Below are 7,846 nucleotides of genomic sequence, written 5' to 3' on the forward strand. Positions count from 1 at the left end.
ATGCTAGGAAGCACGATACCGCACTGTGAAGGCGTAACGGCTGCAGCCCCACCCGGATCGAGAACGGCCGGTGTAGAAACCAGACACGCATTTCCGTAGTAGTTGAGCCAGATGCCGTTGCGGCGAAGCATCACACTGATGGAATACGTCGTGGCGTAGTCGTAGCTGGCCAGCATGGTCATGCTGAAGTTCGGAACCGTACGGTCGATCGTCTGTACAGCGTTCGTAGTGGTGTTGACCACGCGGAAACGGTATCCGTCGACTGGAGCTCCGAAGCTCACGGCTCCGATCAATGAACTGATCGAAGTCAAGGTAGTGCCGCACTGTGAAGCAAGGACTTGAGAGAACAGTTGGCTGCCCTCGTCGATCGTGCCGTTACAGTTGTCATCCACACCGTTGAAAGCAACCTCGGCATGGCCTGGGTTGATTGCCGCTACAGCATCGTTACAGTCACCTGCCAAAGCAGCGTATCCTGAAGGCTGGGCACAAGCCAATACGGTTGGTAATGCAGAATCTCCGTAGTTATCTCCGTCTGCATCTACATACCAAGTCGTTGCGATATTTACCGTCACGGTTGCCGATGCACTGCGAGGACATCCTTCTTGAGTAGTCGCAGTTGCCGTATAACCAGTCGTCGAAGAAGGTTTAGCATATACGCTCAATGCGACTGTCCCGGTGTAAGGAACGGTTCCGGCAGCATCTGTAAACAATCCTGTTGTCGGAGACCAAACTCCTCCGCTTACAGGAGAACAAACGAACGAACGCGTTCTGTTTACCGCCTGACCTGCAGCACATGCTACCTCTTGTGAATAGAAACGTATCGTACCGGCTTCAACGTTCACATACGTGACAGGAGAAGGTCCGGCGGCGAGAACAGTAGCTCCGTCCTCAGACGTAATCGTTACCAAATCGCCAGGTCCTGAAGACGAGAATACATATTTGGTCAAGGCCGAAACGTCTACATTGGAATATTCTCCCGTGTAGCAGTTCGTGGCAATCGAGTTGACCGAACTTCCGTCGCAAGTCTCAGAGCTGAATGTCGTTCCAGGATAAGGACTTGAGAACGTCACCAAAGTACATCCTGTAGTCGGTGCGCTCGCTCCGAAAGACATTGACAATTGAACCGGCGCATCTGTCGAACACATAGTAGCCGAAGCCACGCTGAAATTCTGAGGAAGCGGATTCACCGTCACGGCGAATGCAGCCGTGTTGGCGCATCCCGAAACCGAATTGCTTGCAGTCAACACATAAGAAGTGGTAGTGGTCGGGTTGAATGTCCATCCTGAGCCTGCATTTCCGGTCACACCTGTCGAAGGTGACCAAGAATAGGTGTCATAATCTGCGGCACCCGTAGTAACCGTTACTGGAGTCGTGGTCGAAGACCCATCACAAATAGTAGCCGTACCGCCGCTGAGGGCAAAAGCCGGTGGTGTGTTCACCGTAGCTTCTACAGCCGTTCTGGCCGATGGACAACCTGTCGAAACGTTGACTCCGAAGATGTAAAGCATGCTAGGGTCGTTGGCATACCAATATCCGCTTGTGATGCTGAATGCGCCTGATAGTGCAGTATAAGGGAATGAACCTGTTCCATAACCCAAGTTATTTACAGTTCCCGATACGGCATTCACGACAAGGATGTAGTTTCCTGCATTCGCGATATTGATATTGACAGGAACTACGATCGGAGTCAATCCTGATCCCGTTACGGTTCCAGAAACATACGACGCCAAAACAGTGGTGTTACCCGTGTCTTTCAACGCGAATGTTATGGTTCCTGTTCCGGTGAATGGTACGCGGATGCTGTTGATCGTAACGTTTGGAATCGTAGTCGTAAGAGAAACACCGTGGCTTCCTACGTTAGTTCCGTTAGTCGAAGTCGCATTGCCCGAAGGTCCTGCATAACCCGATGATCCGCCTGCATTGGCTTCTACATAATAAGTTGTAGTCGAGCTGATGCTTGGCGTGGTAAAGTTTTCTCCCGTGTAAAGAGGCGCGCCTCCAGAGGCTGCTTCATACCATATTACGCTTGTACCGGCAGATCCGGTAGCGCTTAGGTTGACCGTACCTGTTCCGCAGCGAGATCCCGGAACGAAGCCAGTCACACTTGGATTATTGACTCCGATCGAAACCGTATTCGAATCGGCGAATGCACCACCGTTGGCACAAGTCACGCGAAGGAAATAAGAAGCAGGTGCGCTTAGTACAGGAGTCGTATACGTTGGGTTTGTCGCCCCAGGAATCGCTCCCGAAACCGTGTTATACCATTGGATTGAAACTCCGGTAACACCCGTAGTATAACCTGTAGCGGTTAATGTAGCAGTTCCGGAAACGCAGACTGCGGCAACCGAAGACGTAGCTGTTCCACCTGCCGGAGTTCCCGAACAAGCAGGAGCGGCAAGTACGTTTACAGTATAGTCTTCGAAAGTTCCCCAAGAACCTGTGTAGCATGGGTTGGTCAAAGGACCTGAATCCACACCGCCGATACGCATTCTGTGAGGGCCGACCGGCGCGGTCAAAGGAACGTTGATCGAGCCTGACAAAGTAGTCGGGTTGTCGGCCAATGAAGTACCTTGATATACGATTTCGTCTGAAGTGAAAGTCGCACTGTTATTCCAGTCGATCCAAATCGTCGTATCGTAAGTATATCCTGTTGAATATTGGATGCTGAAAGGAACCGTAGTCAACTGTTGGATGTTGGTAGACATACCGGCATAATTACCGTAATAACCAGCTTCTGAACCTGTTGTATTATTGATGGTTCCGATAGTTACGTTCGTAATACCGTTGTTATCCTGTGAACCCGGTGCCGGATTACAATAAGCCGTAACCGTCAATTGGGCGCCAGTTGAGTTTACCGAACATCCTGCAGAAGTCACGATAGCACGATACCAACGTGCAGAGCTAGATGTAGCGGCCGCTCCGGCAGCAACGTTCAAAGTAGCCGTTGTAGCGCCTGTGTACGTGAAAGCAGCCGGCGTTCCGTTGGCAACGTTAGTCCAAGGACCGCTGCTAGAAGTGGAATACTGCCATTGGTAGGACGGAGACGGTGCGCTTGTAGCGACAGTAAACGTAGTCGACGTACCGTTTGAAACACTGCTCGCCGATGGCGGAGACGTGATGGCAGGTGTATTGAACATCAATTGTGCACCTGTAGAAGAAGCATCGGCACAAACTCCGGTTCCATCTGCAACCATTCTGTAGAAATATGTTCCTCCAGTTGGCGTGCCGGCCGTGGTAGTGACGTTCAAAGTAGTCGTTGAAGCCCCAGTATAAGTAACTCCGGTAGGCGTTCCGTTAACGACATTGTTGAAGCTCACGTTGTTCGTAGAATATTGCCACATATAACCGGCGACGCTTCCCGAGGCAGCCGATGTGAATGAGGCAGTTCCGCCCGAATAACAAACCGAAGTACTCGATGGGTTGGTCGTGATACTCACACCTTGATTAACTGTGTAAGAAGCAGCATTCGAAGTAGCCGAATTGGCTGGTCCGACCACTACTACGCGGTAAGCATAACCTGAGTTAGCCAAAGTCAAACCAGAAACGGTCAATTGGTCGGTTCCAGTTCCGCTATAAGTAATACCTGAAACGGTTGCGTCTGAAAGCGGGTTGAATCCAAGCCCCTGATCTTCTTCCCAAGAATAAGAATTCACAGTTCCCGAAGCAACTACCGTGAAAACGGCGTCCGAAAGACTTGTAGAACATTGGGCAACGTTTTGCGGATGGATCAAGATTCCGATATCCCCGACATTGAGTACGGCAGCAGTCGACTCGTAGTCAGGACAAGGATCTGCAGCCAAAACGATGACGCGATACAGGTTGCCGTTCAACGTATCCGGTGTGCCTGTGATCAACAAGGTATTGGTGAAAGTTCCGCTGTATGGAGCGGCTTCCGGCAAATTGTCAAACGTATCTCCACCATCTACAGAAACCTGCCACTGATAACCTTCTGCTCCGGTAGCCGAAACAGAGAAAGCAGCATCGTTACCTGTAGTAACCGTTTGAGGAGAAGGGTTCGATGAAACGACCGGCGCATTTACATGGATAGATGTCGTAACTGCGGTCGTACAACCATTGTCGGTAACCGAATAAGAAATCGTAGCGTCTCCGGCGCTTACCGCAGAAACCAAACCTTCGGCATCAACCGTTGCGACGCTCTCGTCATCTGAACTCCAAGTACCACCTGGAGAAGCATTTTCCAAATCTACAGTATCTCCTTCGCAAAGCGTAGCATCGCCTCCTGTAATAGCATCTACAACAGGCAAAGGATACACGATAACATTGTTTGAGCTAGAAGTAGAACCGTTAGAACTTGGTTGTGCATAAACCGTGATCGGTCCGGCGATATCTCCTGCCGGTGCCGTAACGGTAATCGAGTTATCATTGTTAACGGTAAACGAAGGTGCTCCGATTCCGTTGAAATAAACCTCGCTTGCACCGGTAAAGTTGCTACCGGTAATAGTGAATTCAGTTCCTCCTGCTTCACCGCAAACCGATGCCGGAGTGAATCCGGTAATGGCAACAGGCGGTGGAGTCAAAGTCCAGGCCAACGTAAACGTTCCCGAGCCTGTGTACCATGAATCCTGAACCCAGTAAACCGTTTGGGTCGAACCTGTATTGTTTGTCCAGGTATGGTCTACGATTTCAGTATCCGAACAGAACAATTCTGTTTGTGAGGCACAAGATCCGTAGAAACCGCTGTGTACGGAATCATAGTTGGAAGCAGTAAGACCGATTACCAACGTATAATTGGCAGGAACGGTGATGCTGTAGAACTTGTCCGGACCGATATCTCCAGTTGAAGTGGAATTACAGCTTGGCGAATAATTATCGGCCAAACCTGTAGTCGCACCGCTTACCGGCGATGTAAGTGCATCCAAAGATGTTGCGGTCTCGCATAAGTCATCTGCCGGAGCAGCTTCGGTAGTGAACGAGAACTCCGCACAACCCAAAGTCTCACCCTGCGCATTCACAGGAGCGATAGACCAGAAATAGGTGGTATTGTAAACCAATCCTGTTATTTGGGCTAAATTTCCTGAAATCGATCCGATGTTGGTCAACGAACCGCTCGTCGTTCCGAAATACACATTATATGACGTCGCACTTGCCGCGGAAGCCCATGTGATTTCGGCATAACCCGGCGCAAGTGAAACGTTCGTAGTATCATCTGCAGGAGTCAACAAAGTCGAACAAGGCGGAGTCGTGAATACATACGGCCCAGCCCAAGAGCTGAACCCGTTTCCTAAACAGTTTGCACGAACGTAGAACTCGTAAGCCGGCCCTGCAGTCAATCCGCTTACCGGATAGGTACTCGAAGTAACCGGAGTTCCCGAACCTGTCGGAGCCCCTAAACCTTGCTGTTGGATGAAAACTTCCCAATTGGTCTCGACGCAACCCGGGTTCCAGCTCAAGTCGGCCGAAGTGCTGGTCGCGTTGGCAGAAGCCAATCCTGACGGTGCAGGACAAGGATCCGGAGCGGTAATCGTGATTACATAATCTTCTACTTCACCATAGCTGTTGTTGGCACAAGGCGTAACGGCTGAACCATTGGTGTTGTACATCGCGCGCACTCTTAAACGGTGCTGACCAAGAGGCGGATTACAAGAAAGCGTAATAGGGAAAGTGGCCGAAGACCCTAATTGGCCTACTACTCCACTTCCTGCCACCTGACCTACAGAGAATCCGATGCGTTCTGTAGAGTTATCGAACACCCCATCGTCGTTATAATCGATCCATGCGGCGTATCCTTCTGGATATTGACCCGCATATACGGTACAGCCGTAAGTACTTCCAGCTTGTAGAGTCGTGGTCAACGCTCCGTTTGTAGTATAATTCGAGTATCCGGCAGTTCCGCTAGGACATCCGGTTCCTGAGTTATTGTCGAGCGTGTTGAGGATTACCCTTGCGATAACATCGCCGTCGGTACATCCAAAAGTCGTTGTTGGAGTACAATATAGCAGATCGGCGCTCGTAGTGAAAGATTGGACAGAGCAACCAGTGGCTGGTCCGTTGACATTTTTAGGTACTACTTGCCAATAATAAACAGTATTCGCCAATAGCGGCGCAGTTGGTGTATAAGAAGTTCCCGTTACGTTGCTTGCAAGAGCAGGCGTTGGAGAGGTTCCGAAATACACATCATAACTCGATGGGCTACCCGTAGCGGCTGTCCATGTCAAAACAGGGTTACGATAAACTCCTGTCGCGACATCGGCTGGGGAAAGACCAGTAGCGCAGTTTGGCGGCGTTACGGCCACTTTGGTGAACTGCGCGTTAGGACGATGACGTCTTTGCGCTGCTGATGGCGGGGAATTTGGCGAAGTGGTCATAGCGCATCCCGCAACTCCATCGTCAAACAGCCCATAGGTATTCGAGACCCCAGAAGCGAATTGAGTGGTTTGAACCGTGTAGTTACCACTCCAGGAATTGTCGTCAAAACATACTTCGACCAGAATGTTGCTCGTACCATCCCAAGCGAATGCAGAGGATAAGGCCCAAGTATTCCACCCTGTAGTAATGGTTAGAGGAGACGCAGAACTAAATACCGTAGTCATAGGGACCGACGTATTCAGCGCCGTAAGGGTCGTGACCGTAGAAGTAAGACCCATTTTCAAATTTACGTTGCTGGGAAAAGGACCTCCCAGTGCCGTAAAGTTAAACGCGAAACGATCGTAGTTGCCGGCAGTCATACCTGCAGCGGTGAGATGTGAAGCCAAATAGAGATATTGAACCCTACCATCTTCGTACAAGGTAGTGAATGGCGTGACACCGCTCGCGCTACTTGTGGTCGTTCCAGTTCCTATCGTGTAGGTTTGCGAAATCGCCGACCCACCAAAGAAGAGGAAAAAAAGCAATAAATAATTGAACATTTTCGAGAGTTTTCGTCTCGTTTCTGGCGGTGGCGGAGAATACTCCTCCACTACCAACACATCGTTTTTGGGCAAAGCATACCTGCCTGACCCAAAACAGTGGTAGTTTTTAGTCATAGTTTAGAAATTGAGTTAAAATGCATCGTTAATTTACAGAATAGTTAACTGTTTGTTAAATTATTTTTATTAAAATCGACGAAATGCACTAATACTCGACAAAAAGCATAATAAAAAAACCCTCCTCATTTCTGAGAAGGGTTTTAACACATAATAGATTACTAAATAACCTTTTACATCATTTTAACGCTTGATTATTCTTAGCGTTTTCACGAATCCAGCTTGGGTTACAACGAGGTTGTAGACTCCTGAAGGATAACGTTCCCCAAATTGCTGTGCCTCGATGGCGTCGATAGCGAACTCGCGCTCCTCGATCAGCTTTCCGATCATGTCGTACACCTTGACCTGGACTTTATCCTCGCTTGAGGTATCCATGTCGAGCGCAAAGCTTTCGGTGTAAGGGTTCGGATAAACGACGGCACGGAAATCTACCATAGGCTGGTCATCTCCTTTAATCGTAGTTCTTGTAGCTCCTGGAGCAATCACTTCACACGCTTCACCGAATGGCGACCAATAACCTGAGGTCTGCAACGCAACGCGTACGGCATATGTCGCACCCGGAACGAAATTCGGCACATTGGTAAAGGTGAACCAATTCTGAGAACGATCGACAATAATCTGTTCGAAAGTCGTCATGTTCGTAATTTCGAAGCGATAAGCCTGAACACGGTTCAAGCTGGTTGTCGCCACATACGTTGACGTGCTCGTGATTGTCGCACCACAATTGGTGAGCATCGGAACGGCCGGTGAGGTCACGTTACACGGAGAACCATATCCTGACCACGCACCGTTGGTCTTCACGGCAACCTCAACCTGGTATTCCGTACCGTAGTTGAAACGCGTCAACATGGTAAGGGAGAACC

The 7,846-nt window shown here is 49.7% G+C and carries 2 protein-coding genes; both read right to left on the reverse strand.

The features are described from left to right. Window positions 1–6,866 (reverse strand): GEVED domain-containing protein (locus HZF10_RS17550; RefSeq protein ID WP_176007546.1); only part of this gene is annotated, 6,866 nt, incomplete at its 3' end. Window positions 6,867–7,166: 300 nt separating this feature from the next. Then, a partial coding sequence (locus HZF10_RS17555; RefSeq protein ID WP_176007547.1) for a T9SS type A sorting domain-containing protein occupies window positions 7,167–7,846 on the reverse strand: 680 nt, incomplete at its 5' end.

The organism is Flavobacterium agri, from assembly GCF_013401995.1.
Classification (GTDB): Bacteria; Bacteroidota; Bacteroidia; order Flavobacteriales; family Flavobacteriaceae; genus Flavobacterium; species Flavobacterium agri.